Consider the following 21446-nt stretch of genomic DNA (forward strand, 5'->3'; position numbering starts at 1 on the left):
TGTACTCACGATTCGTACCTGCTAATTGGGTTATTCACTGGCCTAGACAGGCATGCTCATTATTTCTTTGTAGGCTTCGACAAGCTTATTACGCACTTGCACTGTCGCCTCGAAAGCGACACTCGCTTTCTCACGGGCAATCACAGTGTCCGATAAAGAAACGGTAGTATCACCCATCTCTAAACGTGTCGCGAGGTTTGACGATGCAGACTGTAAGCCGCTGACATTGCCGACGGCTTGCGATAGCAACTGACCGAAGTCTGCACCACTGGTGTTATTCACTTGCTGCATGATATTTGGCTGAACGCCAAACGACGGCGTTATTTCGCCTTGGAGTTTCTGCATTTCCTGCAGGAATGAATTTGCGCCTATTTGCATGCTGAGCTCCCAGTCGTCGAATTCTTGACGATCAAAATACCGATAACGGGACAATGCAAAATAACGGCCAAGTTTTCAGATGGTCGTGATTGATAACAAATTGACGGGATAAGAAGATATCAATATCTAAGGATTTTGGATGAAATGAGCCACTTTTACTTTTGTGTATCTTAATAAATACAGCCTCACACTCAATGTGGAGGCTGCGAGATGATAACTTGAGTTTATAGACTAATTTGGCAGTTGGATCCCCATATCACGCATCCTTGCCATCTTGTATCTTAGGGTTCGTGCGCTAATTCCTAGCTTTTCGGCGACTAACTTACGACTTCCTTGGCATTGATTAAGGGTCTCTAAAATAATCACATGTTCTTGAGCTTTGAGCTCTTCACCTAAACCGTCTGGCTCAGAAGAAAATGGTTCTAGAGCTTCACCGCTTAAAATCACATCCTGCGCATCGATAATAATGTCATTGGCGGTGATCAATTGACCGGCTCTTAATATCAAAGCACGCTGGATCACATTGTCGAGTTCACGTACGTTCCCAGGCCAGCGATGACTCAATAAACGTCGACGCGCATTCTCATCCAACTCAGGCACATCGGCAACATTCAATGCCTTAGCATGTTTAGCCAGTAAATGACGCGCAAGAGGTAAAATATCTGCAGGACGTTGACTTAACGCAGGCCAAGCTAAAGGAAATACGTTAATTCGATAGTAGAGATCTTCCCTAAATCCGCCAGCTGCGACCACTGCCTTTAAATCACGATTGGATGTGGCAAGCACGCGCACATCCAATTTAATGGTTTTACGGCCACCTAAACGCTCAACTTCACGCTCTTGCAAAACCCGCAACAACTTAGCTTGTAAGCCTAAATCCATCTCAGAGATTTCATCGAGCAGCAAAGTGCCACCTTGAGCCTGCTCAAATTTCCCCGGACACGCTTGATAAGCCCCCGTAAATGCACCCTTTTCATAACCAAAAAGGGTGGCTTCGAGCATGTTCTCAGGAATAGCGGCACAGTTAATGGCCACAAAGGCTTGATTAGCACGGCTACTGTGTTGATGAATATAACGGGCCAAAACCTCTTTACCCGAACCGCTAGGACCTAAGATCATGACAGAGGCATCAGAAGCGGCAACCCGTTGAGCAAGTGCTAATAAGGCTAAACTTTTTTCATCAGCGACGACGGGCTGATCCACATTTTGTTTTAATGGCAAATAGCGTGAGACTTGATTGAGTAACACTTCTGGTGCAAAAGGTTTGGCTAAATAATCAACAGCGCCTAATTTTATAGCGTTCACCGCGCTACCAATAGTCGCGTAGGCCGTCATCAACAGCACTGGCAACTTAGGATGATGCTGCTGCAGGTAGTTCAATAAACCTAAACCACCAATACCTTGCATCTGCACATCGCTAATAACTAAATCAAACTGATGTTGTTTCAAGGCTAAAATAGCGTCTTCACCGGAGGCAACATCAATACACTCATACTGAGCCAGCATTAAGGTATCCAACAAGGCTTCACGTAATGAAGCATCATCCTCAACGAGCAATAACTTTGCTTCAGACATGGGTAATCTCCAAAGGTAATATCACCGCGGATTTAGCCCGTGGGAATACTAAAGACACAGTACAACCTTTATTCGGTAAACAACTGAGTTGCAGTTGTCCTCCATGATTGCGCACCACAGATTGCACAACGGCTAACCCAAGCCCAGTTCCCTGCGACTTAGTCGTAAAGAAAGGTTCAAATACCTTCTGCTGCATAGTGGCGTCTAAGCCTTTGCCATTATCGATGACATCCAATAATAACCGTTCGCCCTCTTCCTTCGCTTGGATACGAATTTCAGTGGCGCCAGCCTCGATGCTGTTCATGACTAAATTGTTAATCGCCGAGCTTAATGCATTGGAATTAGCTAACATCGAGCTGCTTGACGCATCATCAAATGACAAGTCACAGCCTTGCTTTGCCGCTATCGGCTCACAATTTGACAATACATTGTCAATAACTTCGGCAAGCGTAATCAAATCTCCGAGTTCATCCTGACGGCCTTTCGCCATCAATAGCATGTCGTTAACCTGCCGCTCGAGTTCATTGAGTCTATCAACAAGTTTTTGCTGGAATTTCGCTTTAGCGGCATCGGATAACTTAGGACTTGCAAGATTTGAAGCATATAACAAAGCGGCTGATAAAGGCGTGCGCACCTGATGAGCCAAAGTTGCTACCATCTTGCCCAGTGCAGATAAACGTTGTAAATGGGAGATATTTTTCTGTAATAACCGAGTTTCAGTCAGATCAGTTAGCACAATTAATTGACCAGGCTCTGGCGTCAATGGCGTAATCGCTAATTTAACGCGGCGGCCATTACGCAGTGACACTTCGTGGCCATCATCGTCCTGTGGCGCAAAGGCACTGTGGATCACATCTATCCAGCGAACGCCACATAAGGAACGCTCAAGTAATTCAACTGCTACCGGATTAGCATCCGTGACTATACCGTCGCCATTGATAATCACCACGCCGGATGGCATAGCCTGTAAAATATGCTCCATTCGATTGGACATATTCGCGGCCTCACGCAGTTGGTTCCATTGTTTGCTAGTGTGCTTGAATGACTCAATTTGCGCTAGTGGGTTGGCTGACATAGTCACTCCGTCAAAAAATTGCTTATGACGGGGTGACTGCAGTATCTATGCCAAATTGGAAATTGAGCTTTAGAGGTTAAAACAACTTATATAACAATAAAATAGAAAACTAATCTTTTGTCATTCCGTACTTACGCATTTTTTCTACAAGCGTTGTACGGCGTATTCCAAGCATTTCAGCAGCGCGAGCTACAACATTATCTTGTAGCTCTAGCGCCTGACGTATCATGTCTATTTCTAGTTCTGCTAACAAATCCTTAAGGTTCACACCTTCAGGCGGCAGCTCACTAGGGAAACGCGTTTCAGGGATTTCAACCGGCTCTTCATCGCTAAAGATAGAAGCTAAAGCATCACGTTCCTGTTGCTCTTCACTCATCTCTACACAATATTCGGGCACATCGATATGGCGATATTTGACAGGTAAATCGTTAACATCGACCAGTCCACCCGGATATAAAATGGTGAGGCGTTCGACTAAATTAGACAGCTCGCGCACGTTGCCCGACCAAGCATGTTCTTTCAGCGACTCTATCGCACGCTGCGTAAAACGCACCTTACCACGGCCTTCGTTATAGACTCGGCTAACTAACTCTTGTAATAGCAAAGGCACATCGTCCTTGCGATCACACAACGCGGGCATTTCAATCGGGAATACGTTTAGGCGGTAATAAAGATCCTCACGGAACTCATTAACGCTGATCATGGTTTCTAAATCTCTATGTGTCGCAGCAACTACGCGTACATCAGCATTAATAGTCTTAGTACCACCAACGCGCTCAAATACCCGCTCTTGCAGCACACGGAGTAATTTAACTTGCATTTGTAGTGGCATGTCTCCTATTTCATCGAGAAATAGTGTACCACCTTCAGCTAATTCAAAACGGCCTTTACGAGAACAGATTGCCCCAGTAAATGACCCTTTCTCGTGACCAAATAGCTCACTCTCTAATAACTCAGGCGGTATAGCACCACAGTTAACAGGGATAAATGGACCGTCACGGCGCTCAGACAAATAATGGATATTACGGGCGACCACTTCTTTACCTGTACCCGATTGACCCAGAACAAGCACGGTTGCCTCAGATGTTGCTACCTGATTTATCAAGTGCCTCACATTCGCAATACCATCACTGCGTCCCACTAAGCTTCGGAATAACTTTGTTTGATTCGCACTAGTAGGGACTTGAGGCCGTTTAACTTGACCGAATACTTGGCAAAAGTGTAATAATTCAGTGAGCTGAGGATACGTTAAAGGTTCTTCTATATGTCCAAGAATATTAGACACTTGCAGATCGTCAACATTGCCAAGCAACAGCATAGGTTGCCATGGATGTTGACCTGCGATGTTTTTAAGCCCATCAGCATCCATAACATCAGTTAGGATAACTAAAGCTCGAAAACGGGTATCTTGGAGGCTAGCACTTAATTTTTCGGTGTCAATTTGTACAAATTGCTCACCTAAAAAATCCAAAATGCAACACAGGCGATTTAATCGCTCTGATGGAGGGCCGATAAGTAAAATTCGTTGATCTGTTTGCATCATTCAGTAGGCCGTAAAGCTCTAATATGTATTAATTCGCATTAATTATTTATGATTAGTTGCTGTAAAAGCTTAACAAATTCAATGTAACAATCTGTGCCACCATCACTACTTGTGATGAATATTGTATTATCAGCAGACGAGAAGCAAGCCTCAGATGAGGTTTATGCCAAACTGAATTGATTTTAGTTCATTTACATCATGATTCTAGTCTAAAACGTCAATACTTTGACTTTAAGCCAAAAAAAAGACGCAACCAGTGCGTCTATTTTTAATAACGAAATAAGATATTAACCCGCTTCAGAATGCGCAGAAATATTATGTTTATCTGCAGGAATTGCATCCCAACCTTCTTTGATAGTACGTAAAATATCACATACATCATCAATCGCTTTCACATCATTATTTACGTTAGCTTCAGAAATTCTACGCAACATAAAGTCATATAAATCACTCAAATTTCTGGCTATCTGGCCACCAGCATCCATATCTAGGCTATTGTTTAAACCAGTAATAATCCCAATAGCTTTGCCAATGTACATACCTTTATTAGACAAGTCATTTTGTTCAATCGCAAGACGACTTTGTGCTAAACGTTGCAGTGCCCCCGCAAACATAAGCTGAATAATACGATGTGGTGACGCAACAGTAATTTCACTCTCTAAAGACACCTTACGATACGATTGCAGTGATCCTCTCATAAACACCTACCTGTTTAAATCTATAGTCTCATAAACACTAATCTGGCGCTTATTCTTATTACCTGCATGTAATAATGCTTGCCTATCTGCCATAACAACACTTGCTTTACTTGTGTACTCTTGAGTAAGTTCAAGCTGATGTTGAAGATAATCAACATCTGTAATATTAGCATCAGCCACTAATACATTGAGTAAAATTTGACGCTCTCCAACCAGTACTTGCAAGTTCGACACCAACTCGTCAGATTGAGGCTCTTCAGCAGGAAGCTGAGTCAGTTTATTTAAATTTTCACTCAAAAGGACATTAAGCTCATCGAGTTGTTTCACTTATACTCCCCTTACTCATTTATAATTTCACTATCGTTTTTTAACAGCTCCAGGAAGCGAATTCAAACGATCAACAAGACCACTGCTCTGCTGATTTAGTTTTCCAACGACTAGATCCATTGCATTAAATTGCTTTGTTAAACGGGCTGTTAGTTGATCCATCTTAAGCGTGAAAGCTTCTCTTCTATCAGTAAGCTGGCTTTGTTGATTAGTATATCCGGTTTGACGTGATGCAATTAATCCTCGAGACTTGACATAACTATCAGCAAGATCATTAAAGCGATTAGCAAGCCCTTTATCTGGTGTCGAGAATAATGCCTCAACACTGGCCATATCTTCAGAGATGACTTTATTAAGTTTAGTATCATCGACAGACAACTTACCATATCTATCTGTTTTTATACCAATATCATATAATGCTATCGAACTGCCGCTATCAGTTGGCACTCGTTCACTCGATATACTTCGGAGTTGCGATTCTATAGAACGGATCATAGAGTCGCCCTGTAATGCAGCTGCTGTTTTTTTCTCTTTATCATAAGACGACATTTTATCAACTGCAGTCGCTAAACTATTGTAGGCATCGACAAAAGCTTTCACATTTGTCTTTACTGCATCATCATCTTGTTCAATTTTTAACGTAGTCGTCTTAGAAACATCAGCATCAGTTAAGTTTAACGTCACCCCTGCAATAGCATTTTTAACTTCATTAGTTTGCGAGGTAACTTTCTGATTATCGATATAAACAACTGCATTTTTAGCATCTTGAAGCGTGGAGACATTACCAGCACCGAACATATCATTTAGTCCAGTTCCAGTCGTGTCATTAGCTGTAATACTAATTTGATTGTCTTCACCTGACTTATCTGAACTAAAAACCAATCGACTGCCTGCATCACTGGTAATAACAGTTGCAGTTACGCCCGCATTATCTGGGGATTCATTAACTTTTTTAGCAATGGCAGCAAGTGAATCGGTAGCCGAAACATCAATGGAGAAATTCTTACCATTGATACCAAAATCAAGGCTCCCTTCACCTACAGGTAATGCAGGATCTGCGACGTTTTTTCCAGCAATTTTATGATTTACCGCAAGTTGCTCAACTTTAATACCATAGCTACCCGCTTGTGCGGTTTTGTCTGTTGTTGCTGACAAATAAGTTTGATTACTAACAGAAACCTTACGCAGATTGAGGGCATCGCCAGTTTGAAGTTTTTTTAAGGCATCTTGAAACGTAGACAACGCACTTTTTAAGGTTCCCATAGCAGAAACTTTTGCTTTGATGCTGTCTTCCGTTTTATTAAACATCGCTTCTTTCGGTGTTTTTTCGGCATCAACTAAAACTTGCACAATTTCACTAATTTTAAGGCCAGATCCCATGCCTGTTGCTGTTAATGCCATATAGACCTCTCAATCAAACGTACTTACAAATATTTATGCTTCTGTTTTCATCAAAAGCCCTGTGACTTCTGATAGTTTTTCTGCCAAGGCTAATGCTTCTTCACTCGGCATTTGTCTAATCACATCACCAGTATCTCGGTCAAGTACAGTCACAACAGCTTGTCCAGAGTTCTCATCAACCTTAAATGCTAAACCTTTACGCATCATAGACATCATATCAGACAACTCTGTGGCAACTTGAGCCAGCTTACTTGGATTCTGTTCATTTTTCGTTACATCTTGTTCCACAGCTTGTTCAATAGCCGTATTTCGCTTTAATTCAGCATCTGGAGCAGATGCTTTTAGCGGCGTTTGAGCTAAATCAACCTTACTGTGAAGCATAGAAGGTGAACTTGCTATATTGATATCCATAGCCATACCTCAGCAAATTTAGTAATAACTTTAAATGGTTACATTAAAATTACCCTATAAAACTACATTAACCTTTTAAAGTGGCAAAGGGAGATCCGTTACCGAACCTCCCTTATCACTTTCTCACTATTCTGCTTAAAACTACAGCAGTGACAAGGCCACTTGAGGTAACTGGTTGGCTTGGGCCAACATTGCAGAACCCGTTTGTTGCAACACTTGGTTCTTGGTCATTTGTGATGTTTCTTTCGCGAAATCCACATCCACAATTCGACTCTTCGCATCAGCAACGTTGGCTTGAGTATTAGCACTGTTACTAATGTTGTATGCTAGACGGTTTTGTTTAGCACCTAAGTTAGCACGCTGACTATCAATCGTTTTAATGGCAGCATCAATCGCAGCGAGTGCAGTTGAACGGCCAGCTGAACTTGCAACCGACAAACTATTAACAGATAACGCACCAGCATTCGTTGCTTTTACTGAAATCGTAATGTCTTCGCCTTCTTGGTGTCCGACTTGGAAGGTCTTACCTGCGGAGAAATCACCATTCAGTAATTTTGTGCTACCAAATGCAGTTGTATCACCGATTGCTGTAATTTCTAATGCCAGTTCATCAATTTCGCTTTGCAATGCTGTCAAATCGTCAGTACTGTTAGAACCGTTCTCTGCTTGTACTGTCAAATCACGCATACGTTGAAGCATGTTAGTCTGTTCTTGCATCGCACCTTCAGAAATCTGGGCGATTGAAATGGCATCGTTAGCATTGCGCATACCAACATCAAGGCCACGCACTTGGCTGTTTAGTCGGTTAGATATCGCTAAACCAGCAGCGTCATCTTTCGCACTGTTAATACGCAGACCACTGGATAAACGTTCCATAGATGTGGCCAAACCGCCTGCGGAAGTATTTAAATTCTTTTGAGCTTTTAATGAAGTGACGTTTGTGTTTACTGTAATGGCCATGATCGTTTCCTCTTTATACCTGGCTTGTGAACTTGCCTGTCTACTTAAGCCAGGCGGGTCTTAGTGGTTACAGTATATTTAACGGCAGCATCTTTTTTAACTTTAGAGTTATTTTTTAAAATATCTTAATTTTAAAAAATAACTCTAATTATCATAAACATAAATATCAACTCCTATAAAACTTTGCCTACTTTTCTAGATAATTCTAGAACAAGTAGGCAAAAGTGCTTCATATAACATCACGCAAATAACATTAACCAAGAAGAGATAATGCAACTTGAGGTAACTGGTTAGCCTGTGCAAGCATTGCAGAACCCGTTTGTTGTAACACTTGATTCTTAGTCATAACTGAAGTTTCCTTCGCAAAATCGACATCCACGATACGACTCTTAGCATCAGCAACGTTGGCTTGAGTATTAGCACTGTTACTAATGTTATAGGCCAAACGGTTTTGCTTCGCACCTAAATTGGCTCGTTGATTGTCAATTGTTTTAATGGCAGCATCAATATTCGCAAGTGCAGTTGAACGACCAGCTGAAGTCGCTACGGATAGCGAATTAACAGATAAACTTGCAGCATTAGTTGTCCCTACCGAAATAGTGACATCCTCAGCTTCTTGGTGCCCTACTTGGAAGGTTTTACCCGCAGAAAAGCCACCAGTCATTAATTTGGTATTACCAAACGCCGTACTATCACCTATAGCAGTAATTTCTTCTGCTAATTGATCCATCTCTTTTTGCAATGCAGTCAAGTCATCAGTGCTATTCGCACCGTTTTCTGCTTGAACAGTCAAATCACGCATACGCTGCAACATATTGGTTTGCTCTTGCATCGCACCTTCGGCAATTTGAGCAATTGAAATCGCATCATTTGCGTTACGCATACCCACATCTAAACCGCGTACTTGGCTGTTCAAGCGGTTAGAAATGGCTAGACCAGCGGCATCGTCTTTTGCACTGTTAATGCGTAGACCACTGGATAAACGTTCCATTGAGGTTGCTAAACCGCTACTGGAAGTATTTAAATTCTTTTGTGCCTTCATTGAAGTCACGTTGGTATTTACTGTAATAGCCATGTTGAGTTCCTCTTCCTAGTTATACCGCCAAGGCTTGGAGCTTGGCTAAATTTTTAACAATTTATCTTACAGATGGATAGGTACTTGCTTTCTGTTAAATAAAGTCGAACAGGGAAACAGAACCCACCTTACTAAACACGCTAGAGACTGCGTTCAATGCAAGCTGTTGCTTTTCAAATTCCGTAATCGCTGATGCATAATCGAGATCTTCCAAGAGTGATAGCGCTGATGAATTCACCACTTTCTCCTCGGTATGAGTCTCTTTGTAACTTTCGACAACTTTCAGATTATTCCCCGCCACACTTCTGGCAGAACTAATTTGATTGACGCCACTATCGATGTTATTCAATATCTGTGCCAACTGAGCTCGCCCTTGGGGAGTGTTGGCAGAATTAGGGTCTTCAATTAATGCAATCGCACTGCTGATCGTATCGAAAATACTGACTTCGGCCTGCGGCTCCATAGTGAAACTATCGCCAGCGCTGGGTTTTCCATCAATTTTAACTTCTATACCATTAAAACTAACGGGATTAGTGGCATCGAAGTTAGCTACGTTTGCGACGGGATTACTTGCAGAATCGAGCACTTGCAAGTTAGTACCACCGGCACCATTATCAGTGAAGTTAAATGTATATGTATCAGCCACATAAGTTGCAGCATCAGCAATTTTTGCTGTTTTAACGCTAAACTCACCCTGCTGGCTGGCCAAATAATTGACGCTATAATCACCAAGTCCATTGGGTGCTTTCATAAACGCGCTATCGCCAGGGATGTTTGTCCCCATGGCAACACCCGTTTGTACTAAACTATTTTTGACGCCAGAATCGCCGCTATACACTATTTTAGGTGGCGTCGAGTTATCAAAAGCAAAAGGTTCTTTATCGGTACTGAAACCAGAGAACATATAATTGCCAGATTCATCCTTACTATTCGCAATTGAGAGCAATTCTTCTAAGCTGCCTTTCATCTCTTCGGCAATCATTTGCCGCTCAGTTCCTGATAGTGTGCCGTTTATCGCTCGCATAACTTGCTCACGCATAGAGCCAGTTAAATCTTCAGCACTACCGAGTTTACTTTCTGCCACAGCAAGACGATTTGTCGCATAGTCAATATTTTTCATAAACTGATCGACGAGTGCATTTTTCTGATTCAGATTATCAATACCCTGTGACGCCACAGGATCATCACCAGCAGTATTGACTTTCTTACCACTGCTCAATTGGTCAAGAATTTTGCTGGTCGCCGTTTGCTTTTGCAGCACACTGGTAATGCTTTGATTAAAAATCTGCGCGGATGATAATCGCATAGTTAAATCTCCTAACGCACTGAGGATAATAAGGTGTCAAAAATCTGCTGTGCAGTCGTCATGATCCGCGCAGAGGCTTGATAGGCTTGCTGAAAACGCATTAAATTTGCTGCTTCTTCATCTAAGTTCACGCCCGACTCACTCTCTACTCGCGCATAAGCTTGTTGATACACTGCCTCTGCCGAACCAACACGCACTTCAGCCGCTTTCGTTTTACTGCCTACCTCGAGCTTAGTGTTCTCGAACACATCAGCTAGGGTCGACTTTCCCCCATTCATCACCTTACTTTCGCTCAACTTAGCCATAGCGACAGCATTAGAGTTATCCCCCGCTGCGAAGGATAAATCGAAGGTAAATCTGTCATTGCCTGCAGCCGCTTTGCTGTCAACTTCAAAGGTAAAACCAAAAGCGCTGATACTCGGAGGAGTATAAGGGGCTGCAGCCCCAAGGGATGTTCCAGCGGCGTCGAATGCTTCATAGGTTGGAGGCACAACTGTGGTATCGAGCTTTATCGTCAACTCACTGCCCGTTACAGGGAAATTTGCGGCATTACGATTGCTAATTTGAGTCAACTTCACTTGGGTATTGCCCGAGTTAGCGGCATCTGCTGAAATCTTTGGGGATGCGGCGGCAATGCCTTTAGGGTCTTTCATGACCACTTCAATGCCATTTGAAGCACCCGCTGTTGGGCGAATGGCAAAACGATCGCCAGACGCCATAGCGCCCGCTTTTATGTCAATTGAAAATCCAGATCCACCCGATAAAGTCGAGCCATTTAACGTCAGTGGCGTAATTGCCCCCGTTTTCGAATCTCTCAGCTCATAAGTTGCAGGCGCGGTAAATGACAGTTCGTAGGCACCACCAGTTAATAAACTGGTGTCATCTATGGTGACGCCTAATGTTGCATTACCCGTATTACCAGAAAAACCTGCTGCACGGCCCAAAGACATCATAGGATCGTTGATATCTTTGAAGATATTGGCACCAACTTGCCCATTGAGGTCAATACCTTGTGCTTGCATTTTATTGAAGTTATCAGCCACGCCCAAGGCTAATTGATCGAGCTCATGACCCGCGGGAATTAACGTTTGATCACGATAATCAAAAATGGCCCCTAACTGACCGCCAAGTTTACTCGGATCAACAGTGACACTTTGCGAACCAATACTTGAAGTCAATTGGAGCTCATTCGGAAATGGATCACCCGCTTGGACTCCCATCGTCATAGCAATTTCGCCAGAAACCAACATCACTGAGCCACCGAGCATTACGCTCTTAGCACCATTTTCTAATGGAATAACATTCACTTGAGCGTACTGGCTTAACTCTTGAACAAGTGCATCTTGCTTATCAAGCAACTGCGCATCCTGATTCGGCGACTTCATTAACTCTAGGTTTAAATTTGCCAGTTCTGTACTGATCTCATTGATACGCTTAGTCATACCTGTGATCTGGTCATTGGTCTGATTAAGCTGGCCATTCAAATACGACTGCATCTGATTAAGACTGCTGGCAACTTGCTGTGCGTTTGTTAGGGTCGAACTCCGGATACCCAAATCTGCAGGTAAATCAGCCACACTATTCAGCCCCGAAAACAGGTCATTTAAGCTTTGTGGCACAACTTTACCTACCTGTGAAAACAGCTGATCTAACTCACTCAATTTACCGTAGCTGGCTTCGGCGGCGCTTAACGTTGTTTGGCCAATGCGTAACTCTCTTGCAGCATAGTCATTGTAGATACGCTTAACGTCATTAACGTAAGTTCCTGTGCCATAAAAACTACTACCAAAACGCTGCGATTCAAGAGTCGACTGGGTTGCCACTTGTCTGTGGTAACCAGCGGTATTGGCGTTAGCTATGTTATTACTGGTAACACCCAGTTGCGACTGGGAGGCAAGCACCCCAGTTCGCGCTATATTCAGTAGATCAACGGCCATTAGTTGACACTCCTATGAACAAACAGGGTTGTAAGATTCATCATTTGTCTTCTCCTGGCAGAATTGATTTCAGTTCTTCACTGATCGACTGCATCACTTTAATCACTTTTTCAGCGTATCGAGGATCAGTGGCATAACCCGCATCCTGCAAAGCTCGGATGAATTGGGTAGGGGAAGCGGCCACTTTTTTCGCATCTTGATAACGTTCACCTTCGGCAATGAAGGACACAAAATCGTTAAAGCTATGCTCGAAATCACTGTAAACTCGGAAGTCAGCTTTTTGCTGAACAGCAACACCGTGCTCAAATTCTAAGGTACTGACGTTAGCCTTATCGCCTAACCAACGACGATCAGCTTTAATGTTGAATAGGTTATGACTCGGCGCACCGTTATTGCCGCGGACGATTTTTTGTCCCCAGCCGGTTTCCAGTGCTGATTGCGCCAATAATACTTCTGGTTGGGTACCTAATGTTTTTGCGGCTTTTTCAGCATGTGGATATAAGGTCGCTAAAAATTCTTCTCGACTACCAAACCTGACAATCTTTTGGGTTTCCCTAAATGCTGCCGTCGGCAAAACTTGGCCGCTAATCACAGGTTCTACCACTGAAAGAGATTGTTCACTCCAGCTCGGCTTAGGCGTATCGATAGCCAGTGAACGATTAGGCGTATCAATGTCCATTGATGAATTGGCATCTTCAGCTCTATCCGGTTCAAATACAGGCCGAGCGATAGCAGCCGGCACACCATGATTTACAACTGTGGGTTCAACCACAGGAGCGGCTGAACTCTGCATAGGCACATTAAGCGCTTTATCGTCGTGGAGCATTTTCATGCCACCATCGTCACGCAATACCGATGCAGGCGTGAAATGACTTGTTTCGGGAGAGAGTTGCTGCACCATCATATCGGCAAGGCCCAATACACCTTTGTCAGATAAATCGACCGATAACTGCTGATCGCGCATCTGCTCGTAAAACTGAGTGTATTGGCTATTGAGTGGACTATCAGACTGAAAAACCGCATTGGCATCGCGCATACTTTTCATCAGCATTTGCACGAAAATACCTTCAAATTGTTGGGCGACCTTTTTCAAGGCGCCCTTCTCATCTTTCTGAGCCTGGGCGCGGAGTGAATCTAGCCCGCCCAGGTCAAGAAAATGTGATGAACTTGAAAGCTTTTCCATGATTTTCCCGACAGAAATTAGATGATGATAAGTTCACCATGCAAAGCTCCTGCCACTTTTAATGCTTCAAGTATTGCTAACACATCTGAAGGGGCTGCACCGACTAAGTTAACCGCTCTAACCAGCTCATCCAGCGTAGTGCCTGGATTAAACATAAACATACGGCGGTCACTTTCTGTCGCTGTGATCGTACTATTACTCGTGACGGTTGTTTGACCATTTGCCAACGCGTTAGGCTGCGAAACCTGTGTCGCCTCCGCAATCGTGACAGTCATGCCGCCATGGGTAATCGCCGCAGGGAGTAAGCGTACGTTTTGCCCAACCACTATGGTTCCAGTACGTGAATTAACGATCACTTTGGCAGATTCCTCTGCGGGAACAACATCAAGGTTTTCAAGCGTTGCTAAAAAGGAGACCCGTTGTGATACATCACGTGGAGCTGTTACCTGAACAGACGTCGCATCTAAAGGACGCGCCATATCTGGACCTAATAGATCATTGATCGCATCAGCCATGCGCTGCGCAGTAGAGAAATCCGAACGACGTAGGTTAAACGTCAAATAATCGCCAGTTGAAAATGGGGTTGCTACACTACGCTCAACAATTGCGCCATTGGGTATACGACCTACAGTTGGCGTATTTTGAATCACCTTTGAACCATCTAAACCATCGGCACTAAAACCACTCACCACTAAACTACCTTGGGCGATCGCATACACATTACCGTCTACCCCTTTCAAAAAGGTCTGTAATAAGGTGCCACCGCGTAAGCTTTTGGCTTCGCCTAAGCTAGATACCGTCACGTCAAGATCTTGACCAGGTTTGATAAAGGCAGGCATATCCGCGTGTACGGCTACCACTGCAACGTTTTTAATTTTCGGTTTGACGTTGTCAGGAAGATTAATCCCAAAGTTTTTGAGCATAGTCATAAAGGTCTGCTCGGTATAACTGGTTTTTTCCCCCGTTCCCGGTAAACCGACCACTAAGCCATAACCAATCAACTGGTTACTACGCACACCTTGCACATTGGCAATATCTTTAATTCGTTCAGCCTGACTAGGTAGAGAAAACACTAGCATGGCAACGGCTAACACCAGTTTATATTTCATGATACGACTCCTTAGAAGGGCCACCAGTCGCTCATAAAGAACTGGCTTAACCAGCCCACTTTTTGAGCATCTGCGAAAGTGCCTGTGCCACTGTATTGGATACGGGCATTAGCCATTCGCGTTGAATCGACAGTGTTATCGGGTTTAATGTCCTGCGAGCGAACGAGACCAGTGACACGAATAAACTCATCACCATTATTAATTGAAATCCATTTTTCGCCACGGATCACTAAGCTGCCGTTGTTCAGCACTTGCATCACGTTTGCCGAGATGCTGCCATCTAGACTATTGCTCTGATCCGCATCCGATTCACGCTTAGTGTTCATGCTATCTTTGTAACGCAAATCAATTGGCACTCCGCCAATGGACACATTACTACCACCTGCAAAGATGGGATCTAAGCTCATGTCTGAGCCTTTTTTGATCTGATTGCCTGCACTCTTCTTAGCTTGAGTCGATTCCTTCAATACAATAGTGATAATGTCGCCAACTTTGTGGGCGCGTATATCTGAATATAAGCTAGATGCCTGACTATCTTGGTAAATAGAGCCAGTTGCAGCAATTTTTGTCGGCGGTGCCTCTGGATATACCGGTGCGTAAAAGGGATCATCCGCAAGGGGTTTCTTTTGCGTCGAGCTACAAGCTGCAAGCAATAACGCGACGGCCAACACAAGATATCTAGCCATGATGTTTGCCTCTATAAATTCTGAGTCACATAAGACAGCATCTGATCTACCGCTGAAATCACTTTAGAGTTCATCTCGTAAATGCGCTGACTTTCGATAAGGTTCACCAGTTCCTCGGTCACGTTAACGTTAGAGGTTTCTAAGGCGCCTTGACGAATCGCTCCCATGCCATCTAACGAAGCGGTACCTTGAATTGGCGTGCCGCTCGCACCGGTTTCCGTATATAAGTTTTGTCCCATAGGATCTAGACCCGATGGATTAATAAAATCCGTCATAGTCAACTGACCCACGACTTGGTTCTCAGCGGTACCCGGCGTTTTTACTGAAACTTCACCCTCTGCTGAAACGGTAATACTGGTCGCATTATCAGGAATAGTGATCGCGGGTTGTAGCAAATAGCCAGAACCTGGCGTCACAATCTGACCCGTATCGTCTAAGGTAAACTGACCATTTCGAGTATAAGCAGTGGTTCCATCAGGGAGCTGGATTTCAAAAAATCCAGGACCTTCAATCATGAGATCCAGTGAGTTATCCGTCGTCAGCATGTTACCCTGAGTAAACATTTTTTGAGTGGCGACGACTTTCGTACCCGCACCTATGTTTAATCCGTTGGGTAGCTTAGTGTTAGATGCACTAACACCACCCGCTTGGTTAACTGTTTGATAGAGTAAGTCTTCAAATACTGCGCGGCTTTTTTTGTAGCCCACAGTGCTAGCGTTTGCTACGTTGTTTGAAATCACTGAAATATCAGTTTGCTGTGCGTCTAAGCCAGTTTTACTAATCCATAACGCCGGATGCATAATCTATCTCCTAACTAATACGCATTAATGAAGATGAAGCGCGATCATTCTCTTCCGCGGTTTTCATCATCTTGACTTGCAATTCAAACTGGCGCTGAAGATCAATCAAAGACACCATTTCATCAACAGGGTTAACGTTACTGCCCTCTACGGCACCACTTTCAACTGCGACGAAAGGGTCAGCTGGTGCTGGTTCACCTGACATTTGTCGAAATAATCCATCTTCACCACGCATCATCTGCGCATTGCCGGGATTAACTAACTTCAATCTCGCCACTTCTTCTATCACTTCAGCAGTCGCCCCTTGAGGGCGAACAGACACTATGCCATCCTGTGAAATTGACACTTTATCAATAGGTAATGGCAGCACTATCGGGCCAGCATCCCCCATCACGGGATTGCCTCTGTCGTTATACAACATGCCCGTCGCATCGAAACTGAGACTACCGGAACGGGTATAAGCTTCACTGCCATCTTTCGCCTGAACGGCAAACCAGCCATCGCCTTTAATGGCAACATCGAGATCCCGTCCAGTGGTTTTTATCGGACCAGAGCGAAAATTAGCTGACGGAGATTCTGTCATCGCAAACACCCTTGAAGGCAACCCTTCACCGAAGGCTTGCATCGATCTGGCCTGCGCCATATCTGATTTAAAACCATCGGTATTAGCATTGGCTAAGTTGTTCGCACGGAGTGCCAGCTCATTCATATTTTGCTTAGCGCCACTCATGGCGACATAAAGGAATTTGTCCACAGACTGCTCCGTCAAATTTTCTACATGACGATATCAAAGCAAGCATCGTGCCAATAAAAATTAATTTTAATTTACTGATAAATTTGAAGAATAAGGAAATGAAGTGAGTTGACAGCAGGATAAAGGCTAAGTGTTGCCACTGGCGGCAACACTTAGTTAAATAAAGTAATGATTAGCGGATTTGTAATACGGTTTGTTGCAGCGTGTTATTCACTTCAAGGGTACGGGAGTTCGCTTGGAAGTTACGCTGCGCCGAAATTAAATCGACCAGTTCAGTCGTCAAATCGATGTTCGATTGCTCTAACGCCGATGAACTGATGCTACCAAAAGTTCCACTATTTGCCTCACCCGCTAACGCTGGACCTGAAGCTAAACTAGCTTTCCACGACGTATTACCCACTTGCGTTAAACCTTGTTCGTTAGCAAAACGAACTAAAGCAACCCGTGCTAAAGGCACGGTTGAACCATTAGAATAACTCGCGGTCACTAAACCATCTTCGCCGATTTCAACGTTAGTTAAGCGACCTACAGTCGTACCATCTTGCGTCAACTCAGTTGCACCAAAAGGAGCAGCATATTGCGTTGGGGCATTAAACTTCACAGTCAACTCTTGAGTACCATCGGCACCTGGCCCTAAAACACCCGCACCACTGACGCCCAAAGCCTCAGTCTTGACTATAGCAGGATCACTACCAGTGTAGACACCAACAGAATTAAACTTGAGGACAGAGCCTTTCCAACCACCAGCAGTTTGAGCTGTGCCCGTTGCATCAGGTGTACCATCGCCAGTGGTATCTGTTTGATAAGTACCAGCAGGACCGGCTAGATCGACTTGTTTTCCATCAACAGCATAGTAAGCTACCCAATTGTTCTCACCATTGTACGAACCATCTTTGGGCTTAACAAAATAAGTGGTCATAATATGTGGCTCACCGAGTGAGTCATAAATTGTCATTGATGTAACGTTATTGTAGGTTTTTGCATCTAGAGGATCGAATGCCGCGGGGTCGAGTGCACTTTCCTTAGCATTTAAGTTCATTTGTAAAGTAACATTCTCAGTCTTTACAGGGCTACCTGCAGTGTCTGGTATTTGTACCGGCTTAGCCGTCGTTAAACTCACTGATGTTGAGTTCCCATCTTTATCCACTGGGAAAGTTTGCAAATAATTACCAGCAGAATCAACCATGTAATTATTTTTATCGACCTTAAATGCTCCAGCACGGGTAAACGAGTGGTCTAATGTACCCAGTTCAGAGGCAGTAACGAAAAAGCCGCCACCTTTAATCGCCATATCAAGGGAGTTATTCGTCAACTGTAAGCTACCTTGATGGAATTGCTGTGCCACTTGACTCGTAGCAACACCACCACCGACAGCAGTTTTAGCATTTGAAAAAATAGAATTAGCGTAAACATCCGCAAATTCAGCACGGGACTCTTTAAAGCCAATGGTGTTCGCATTAGCAATGTTATTCGCCGTAGTGTTTAAATCTTTCTGCGCGGCAGAAATGCCACTCAATGCAATGTTAAACGACATAATTCACCTCTACACTTGACTCAATTCATTTATGAGCGACTTACGCCCAATTCGGATACTGCAAAAATTCTTTTAGGCAAACTTAGGTTTCAGACACAGCTAACACATCGGTTAACTTGATGCCCATACCGCCTCTCAAGTTAAGAATCGCGCCAGTACTGGCCGTACCGAGAGAAACGCTGGTCACATGAGCATAGGTCGAGACTGGCAATTCTTGGGATTTCCCATCCACTAAACCACTCGCCTTGATCGTATAGTTACCTGCGGTTACAGGGTTTCCGTCTTTATCGAGGCCATCCCAGTTAACATCGACATTGCCCCCCTTACTGCCATCAACTTTAAAGGTGGTCACAACTTGGCCTTTCTCATCCTCAACACGTACAGTAACTTCAGGAATTTTAGCTGGCGTGCTAATCACACCTTTTATTGTTGGGCTTTCAGCTGAAATGTTACCTGTATCAGTTGGGATCAACACCTTGCGACCAACAAGTCCTGATGCCTGTAATGCTTGGCTTGATGTCATAACACCGTTTAAATTAACGATTTCCTTATTCAACTTAGTAATACCATCAACCGTCGAGAATGATGCCATCTGCGCAATCATTTGGTCGTTGTCGACGGGCTTAAAGGGATCTTGCATCGATAACTGTTGGCTTAATAACGAGAAAAAGTCATCTTGAGTTAACTGCTGGCTTTTTGCTTCCGGTACTATTGACTCTTTTGGCAAACGTATGCCATCAAGAAACGGATTACCCGTTGAGCTGGTTGATGAATTCGTCGTAACGGCATTTGGCTGACTCTTATTTTGAGCCGTCTGCGCCGACGCTTGGTTAATTTGATTAATGAGGCTCACAGCTTACCTCCTAAGTAACACATGTTATTTACCCATCCCAAGTGTTTGTTGCAGCATAGACTTAGCTGCTTCAGCGACTTGAACATTCATTTGATATGAGCGCGAAGCAGAAATCATATCTGCCATTTCTTCCATGACATTAACATTCGGTTTATAAATAAAGCCGTCCGCATCCGCCATAGGATGATCGGGCGAGTATTCTTTCAGTAGTGGTTTATCACTTTCTACAATGCCTTTTACTGCAACGCCTTGAGAAGCTTGTTGCTGACTTTGGGCTTTAGCCATTTCGGCTTCAAAAATGGGATGACGGGAACGATAGGTCTTATCTACACTACTCGAGACGGAATCCGCGTTGGCTATGTTGCTCGCGGTGGTGTTTAGCCTGACCGATTGAGCAGACATTCCCGAGCCAGCAACATCAAATATGCTAAATAAACTCATGATTAATCCCCTCTCAACGCTTTCTTCATGCCACTAAACTTACTGTCTAAAAAACCTAGCGACATTTGATATTCAAGTGCATTTTGCATGAATGCCGATTGTTCCTGTTGGATATCAACAGTATTACCATCACCGGTATCGGGTTGATTTGGCACACGGAACTTAACAAATTGCCCAGTCAACTCCGCAAGCCCAAAATGCTTATCTGGCTCTTGCATTTCAAGACTATTTCGCTGCTGCTGTTGGCCTCGAGCGGCTTGCATTGCCGCAGAAAAATCAACATCGCGGGCTTTGTAATGTGGCGTATCTGCGTTAGCGATATTGCTTGAAATGACTTCAGCCCGCTGCGCTCTAATACCGAGAGTGTATTGATGCACACCCAGTGCATTATCAAAATTGATCGCCATAAAATTGCCTCCTCGTGTTCTCACGAAAATAAAGCAATTCATGTGCCAACATCAGGAAAATTTTGAGAATAACAATAAGGATGAGCAAGTGATGGGTAAAAAATTACCGACAATTGTCGGTAATTTTCTTTAGAGCGGCTGAGTTAAGTCTTTTTCTGGTAATAAATGCCAGGGTTACAACGAACCATATCAAACTCGTCCGTTAAACCAGCGATAGATTCTGATGCACCGAGAAATAAAATCCCTTTGGGATTGAGAGCGGCAGCGAATTGCCGCAAAATTTTTGCCTTTGCCTCTGGTGCAAAATAAATCAGCACATTGCGGCAAAAGATAATGTCGAACTTGCCAAGCAGACTATAACTCTCAAGCAAATTATGCGCTCTAAAGTTCACCAACCGCTTCACATTATCCTTTAACTTCATATTGCCTGAAGGTAATGCATCAAAAAACTGACGCTTACGTTCTTCAGATAAACCACGCGCTAATGCCAAACTATCGTACTCGGCATTTTTGCAGCGTTCTAACATGGAAGGAGATAGATCCGTTGCTTGAATCGAAGCACTACCAGCCAAGGCACCAGGCTTCTTCTGTTGATACTCAAGAATAGTCATAGCCAATGAGTACGGCTCTTGGCCTGACGAGCAAGCCGCAGACCAAATTTTGAGCGGACGCCCCAGACGACTGTATTCAGGTAGTAGGACATTATTCAACAACTCAAATGGATAACGATCACGGAACCAAAGGGTTTCATTGGTCGTCATAGCATCGATCACTTCAGCTCTGAGCGCACGCTCAGTAGGCTTCATCGAATGCTTAACCACATCAGATAAGGATGGCAGGTTATATTTGCCCATCAAAGGAGCAAGACGACTGCGCACAAGATATTGCTTATTTTCACCCAGTACGATGCCGCTGTGTTGCTCTAAGAACAACCTAAATTGATTATATTCAGCCTCAGCGAGTGATTTATTTGGCACATTCACATCCTAAATC

Annotated in this window: 22 protein-coding genes; all 22 read right to left on the minus strand. The window is 43.8% G+C overall.

Annotated features, from left to right (window positions below; all coding sequences use genetic code 11):
- Nucleotides 1–42: 42 nt before the first annotated feature.
- Entirely contained in the window at nucleotides 43–378 is a 336-nt protein-coding gene (gene fliE, locus KO533_RS06800) for a flagellar hook-basal body complex protein FliE (RefSeq protein WP_028761191.1), read from the minus strand.
- A 231-nt stretch (nucleotides 379–609) separates the two neighbouring features.
- Nucleotides 610–1953 (minus strand): sigma-54 dependent transcriptional regulator, encoded by a 1344-nt coding sequence (locus KO533_RS06805; RefSeq protein ID WP_219253405.1) that lies wholly within the window; start codon nucleotides 1951–1953, stop codon nucleotides 610–612.
- Nucleotides 1946–3028, minus strand: coding sequence for a PAS domain-containing sensor histidine kinase (locus KO533_RS06810; RefSeq protein ID WP_219253406.1), 1083 nt, complete (start codon nucleotides 3026–3028; stop codon nucleotides 1946–1948). The genes KO533_RS06805 and KO533_RS06810 overlap by 8 nt, the downstream gene beginning before the upstream one ends.
- Before the next feature lie 109 nt (nucleotides 3029–3137).
- Nucleotides 3138–4571, minus strand: coding sequence for a sigma-54 dependent transcriptional regulator (locus tag KO533_RS06815; RefSeq protein WP_105251936.1), 1434 nt, complete (start codon nucleotides 4569–4571; stop codon nucleotides 3138–3140).
- A 287-nt stretch (nucleotides 4572–4858) separates the two neighbouring features.
- Nucleotides 4859–5269, minus strand: a complete 411-nt coding sequence (gene fliS, locus KO533_RS06820) for a flagellar export chaperone FliS (RefSeq protein ID WP_028761195.1) — start codon at nucleotides 5267–5269, stop codon at nucleotides 4859–4861.
- A gap of 6 nt (nucleotides 5270–5275) precedes the next feature.
- Nucleotides 5276–5596: a flagella biosynthesis chaperone for FliD, FliT gene (locus tag KO533_RS06825; RefSeq protein WP_219253407.1), complete on the minus strand. Its 321-nt coding sequence runs from the start codon at nucleotides 5594–5596 to the stop codon at nucleotides 5276–5278.
- Nucleotides 5597–5626: 30 nt separating this feature from the next.
- A complete protein-coding gene (gene fliD / locus KO533_RS06830; RefSeq protein WP_219253408.1) occupies nucleotides 5627–6997 on the minus strand; it encodes a flagellar filament capping protein FliD in 1371 nt (456 codons plus the stop codon).
- Between the two features lie 33 nt (nucleotides 6998–7030).
- Nucleotides 7031–7408 (minus strand): flagellar protein FlaG, encoded by a 378-nt coding sequence (locus tag KO533_RS06835; protein ID WP_028761197.1) that lies wholly within the window; start codon nucleotides 7406–7408, stop codon nucleotides 7031–7033.
- Nucleotides 7409–7549: 141 nt separating this feature from the next.
- Nucleotides 7550–8368 (minus strand): flagellin, encoded by an 819-nt coding sequence (locus KO533_RS06840; RefSeq protein WP_028761198.1) that lies wholly within the window; start codon nucleotides 8366–8368, stop codon nucleotides 7550–7552.
- A 253-nt stretch (nucleotides 8369–8621) separates the two neighbouring features.
- Nucleotides 8622–9443, minus strand: coding sequence for a flagellin (locus tag KO533_RS06845; protein ID WP_028761199.1), 822 nt, complete (start codon nucleotides 9441–9443; stop codon nucleotides 8622–8624).
- Between the two features lie 94 nt (nucleotides 9444–9537).
- The gene (flgL, locus tag KO533_RS06850) at nucleotides 9538–10749 is read right to left on the minus strand and encodes a flagellar hook-associated protein FlgL (protein WP_212600937.1); all 1212 of its coding nucleotides are present in this window, start codon (nucleotides 10747–10749) and stop codon (nucleotides 9538–9540) included.
- 11 nt (nucleotides 10750–10760) lie between these two features.
- Nucleotides 10761–12686 (minus strand): flagellar hook-associated protein FlgK, encoded by a 1926-nt coding sequence (gene flgK / locus KO533_RS06855; RefSeq protein ID WP_131523078.1) that lies wholly within the window; start codon nucleotides 12684–12686, stop codon nucleotides 10761–10763.
- A gap of 40 nt (nucleotides 12687–12726) precedes the next feature.
- Nucleotides 12727–13869, minus strand: coding sequence for a flagellar assembly peptidoglycan hydrolase FlgJ (gene flgJ / locus KO533_RS06860; RefSeq protein ID WP_219253409.1), 1143 nt, complete (start codon nucleotides 13867–13869; stop codon nucleotides 12727–12729).
- Between the two features lie 17 nt (nucleotides 13870–13886).
- Nucleotides 13887–14978: a flagellar basal body P-ring protein FlgI gene (locus KO533_RS06865; RefSeq protein ID WP_028761203.1), complete on the minus strand. Its 1092-nt coding sequence runs from the start codon at nucleotides 14976–14978 to the stop codon at nucleotides 13887–13889.
- Nucleotides 14979–14989: 11 nt separating this feature from the next.
- Entirely contained in the window at nucleotides 14990–15664 is a 675-nt protein-coding gene (gene flgH / locus KO533_RS06870; RefSeq protein ID WP_028761204.1) for a flagellar basal body L-ring protein FlgH, read from the minus strand.
- Nucleotides 15665–15675: 11 nt separating this feature from the next.
- Nucleotides 15676–16464, minus strand: coding sequence for a flagellar basal-body rod protein FlgG (gene flgG, locus KO533_RS06875; RefSeq protein WP_028761205.1), 789 nt, complete (start codon nucleotides 16462–16464; stop codon nucleotides 15676–15678).
- Between the two features lie 10 nt (nucleotides 16465–16474).
- The gene (gene flgF, locus KO533_RS06880; protein ID WP_105251930.1) at nucleotides 16475–17218 is read right to left on the minus strand and encodes a flagellar basal-body rod protein FlgF; all 744 of its coding nucleotides are present in this window, start codon (nucleotides 17216–17218) and stop codon (nucleotides 16475–16477) included.
- A 172-nt stretch (nucleotides 17219–17390) separates the two neighbouring features.
- Complete coding sequence (gene flgE / locus KO533_RS06885; protein ID WP_028761207.1) at nucleotides 17391–18752, minus strand: flagellar hook protein FlgE; 1362 nt, start codon at nucleotides 18750–18752, stop codon at nucleotides 17391–17393.
- A gap of 82 nt (nucleotides 18753–18834) precedes the next feature.
- The gene (gene flgD / locus KO533_RS06890; protein WP_173497640.1) at nucleotides 18835–19605 is read right to left on the minus strand and encodes a flagellar hook assembly protein FlgD; all 771 of its coding nucleotides are present in this window, start codon (nucleotides 19603–19605) and stop codon (nucleotides 18835–18837) included.
- Nucleotides 19606–19629: 24 nt separating this feature from the next.
- Nucleotides 19630–20046, minus strand: a complete 417-nt coding sequence (flgC, locus tag KO533_RS06895) for a flagellar basal body rod protein FlgC (protein WP_006085646.1) — start codon at nucleotides 20044–20046, stop codon at nucleotides 19630–19632.
- 2 nt (nucleotides 20047–20048) lie between these two features.
- Nucleotides 20049–20453: a flagellar basal body rod protein FlgB gene (gene flgB, locus KO533_RS06900; RefSeq protein ID WP_113939454.1), complete on the minus strand. Its 405-nt coding sequence runs from the start codon at nucleotides 20451–20453 to the stop codon at nucleotides 20049–20051.
- 143 nt (nucleotides 20454–20596) lie between these two features.
- The gene (locus tag KO533_RS06905; protein ID WP_168824478.1) at nucleotides 20597–21436 is read right to left on the minus strand and encodes a protein-glutamate O-methyltransferase CheR; all 840 of its coding nucleotides are present in this window, start codon (nucleotides 21434–21436) and stop codon (nucleotides 20597–20599) included.
- Nucleotides 21437–21446: the final 10 nt, after the last annotated feature.

Source organism: Shewanella sp. NKUCC05_KAH (genome assembly GCF_019345585.1).
Lineage (GTDB): Bacteria > Pseudomonadota > Gammaproteobacteria > Enterobacterales > Shewanellaceae > Shewanella > Shewanella oncorhynchi.

Bases quoted from the DNA above. Each gene is read 5' to 3' on its own strand.
- fliE (WP_028761191.1), bottom strand. From the start codon at position 378: ATGCAAATAGGCGCAAATTCATTCCTGCAGGAAATGCAGAAACTCCAA.
- KO533_RS06805 (WP_219253405.1), bottom strand. From the start codon at position 1,953: ATGTCTGAAGCAAAGTTATTGCTCGTTGAGGATGATGCTTCATTACGT.
- KO533_RS06810 (WP_219253406.1), bottom strand. From the start codon at position 3,028: ATGTCAGCCAACCCACTAGCGCAAATTGAGTCATTCAAGCACACTAGC.
- KO533_RS06815 (WP_105251936.1), bottom strand. From the start codon at position 4,571: ATGATGCAAACAGATCAACGAATTTTACTTATCGGCCCTCCATCAGAG.
- fliS (WP_028761195.1), bottom strand. From the start codon at position 5,269: ATGAGAGGATCACTGCAATCGTATCGTAAGGTGTCTTTAGAGAGTGAA.
- fliD (WP_219253408.1), bottom strand. From the start codon at position 6,997: ATGGCATTAACAGCAACAGGCATGGGATCTGGCCTTAAAATTAGTGAA.
- KO533_RS06835 (WP_028761197.1), bottom strand. From the start codon at position 7,408: ATGGATATCAATATAGCAAGTTCACCTTCTATGCTTCACAGTAAGGTT.
- KO533_RS06840 (WP_028761198.1), bottom strand. From the start codon at position 8,368: ATGGCCATTACAGTAAACACAAACGTCACTTCATTAAAAGCTCAAAAG.
- KO533_RS06845 (WP_028761199.1), bottom strand. From the start codon at position 9,443: ATGGCTATTACAGTAAATACCAACGTGACTTCAATGAAGGCACAAAAG.
- flgL (WP_212600937.1), bottom strand. From the start codon at position 10,749: ATGCGATTATCATCCGCGCAGATTTTTAATCAAAGCATTACCAGTGTG.
- flgK (WP_131523078.1), bottom strand. From the start codon at position 12,686: ATGGCCGTTGATCTACTGAATATAGCGCGAACTGGGGTGCTTGCCTCC.
- flgJ (WP_219253409.1), bottom strand. From the start codon at position 13,869: ATGGAAAAGCTTTCAAGTTCATCACATTTTCTTGACCTGGGCGGGCTA.
- KO533_RS06865 (WP_028761203.1), bottom strand. From the start codon at position 14,978: ATGAAATATAAACTGGTGTTAGCCGTTGCCATGCTAGTGTTTTCTCTA.
- flgH (WP_028761204.1), bottom strand. From the start codon at position 15,664: ATGGCTAGATATCTTGTGTTGGCCGTCGCGTTATTGCTTGCAGCTTGT.
- flgG (WP_028761205.1), bottom strand. From the start codon at position 16,464: ATGCATCCGGCGTTATGGATTAGTAAAACTGGCTTAGACGCACAGCAA.
- flgE (WP_028761207.1), bottom strand. From the start codon at position 18,752: ATGTCGTTTAACATTGCATTGAGTGGCATTTCTGCCGCGCAGAAAGAT.
- flgC (WP_006085646.1), bottom strand. From the start codon at position 20,046: ATGAGTTTATTTAGCATATTTGATGTTGCTGGCTCGGGAATGTCTGCT.
- flgB (WP_113939454.1), bottom strand. From the start codon at position 20,453: ATGGCGATCAATTTTGATAATGCACTGGGTGTGCATCAATACACTCTC.